Origin of the sequence: Collinsella sp. HCP3S3_E11, from assembly GCF_052067375.1 — a bacterium.
Lineage (GTDB): Bacteria > Actinomycetota > Coriobacteriia > Coriobacteriales > Coriobacteriaceae > Collinsella.
Genome location: NZ_JBQHQI010000030.1, coordinates 1 through 1066, shown reverse-complemented (window position 1 = coordinate 1066; position 1066 = coordinate 1). Strand labels below are relative to the sequence as shown.

General features: G+C 65.0%; 1 protein-coding gene. It reads left to right on the top strand.

What is annotated here, in order from left to right; translation table 11 throughout:
• Positions 1-83 precede the first annotated feature (83 nt).
• A complete protein-coding gene (locus tag ACTM86_RS08915) occupies positions 84-1028 on the top strand; it encodes an IS3 family transposase (protein ID WP_427795397.1) in 945 nt (314 codons plus the stop codon).
• Positions 1029-1066: the final 38 nt, after the last annotated feature.

Genomic DNA, 1066 nt, shown 5'->3' with positions numbered 1-1066 from the left:
GAGGCGCTCAGGCCCAGGCCCAAGGGCCGGCCAAGCGGTTCCAAGGCGAGGCCGCGCACGCGCGAGCAGGAGCTCGAAGAGCGCTGCCGAAGGCTCGAGACCGAGGTGGCCTACCTAAAAAAATTGCGTGCCCTGGTCGAGAGGGACGGACTCTGACCAGGGCGAAGGTCGAGGCCGTGAGCGCCCTGCGCGAAGAGGGGTACGGGCTGGGGTGCCTGCTGGAGTGCGCCGGCCTGGCGAGGTCGAGCTACTACTACGCGCTGTCGCACCCGAAGGCTCCCACCAGGCCCGAGCTCTGGGAGGCCGCCGCCGAGATATTCTCGCGCACGGCCAACGGGTGCGGCCACAGGCAGATCGCCATGTGCCTGCGCGCCGAGCAGGGCGTGCGCATAGCCTACAAGACCGTGCTGAAGATGATGCGCGAGATGGGCATCAGCTGCGGGATCCGCCGCGAGACCGACTACCACAGGTACAACTCGTACAGGGGCAAGGTCGGAAAGACCTTCGAGAACGTCATCGGGCGCGACTTCGCCGCCGACGGGCCGTGGGAAAAGATGGGCACCGACGTCACCGAGTTCAAACAGCCCTGGGGCAAGGCCTACTTCGCGCCGGTCTACGACTTCGGCAGCAAGGAGATCGTCGCCTGGTCCACGTCGCTGCACCCCAACATGGCTCAGCAGCACGAGCTGCTCGACCAGCTCGTGTCCAAGAAGCCCAAGGGCTCCAGGCCGATCCTGCACTCGGACATGGGCTGGCAGTACCAGCAGGCCGGTTGGTGCAGACGGTTGGAGGAGGCCGGCGTGGTGCAGAGCATGTCCCGGAAGGGCAACTGCATCGACAACGGCGCGACGGAGCAGGTGTTCGGCCACATCAAGGACGAGTTCTTCCGCGGAAGGACGTGGCCGGACTTCGAGTCCTTCAAGGCGGACCTCGACGACTTCGTGGTCCATTGGAACACGAGGAGGCGCCAGGTTAAACTGAAGGGACTGACCCCGGAGGAGTTCCGGAGACAGTCCCTTGCGGCGTAGTTCTTATTTAAGCCGTCCAGGTTTTGGGGTGCAGTTCA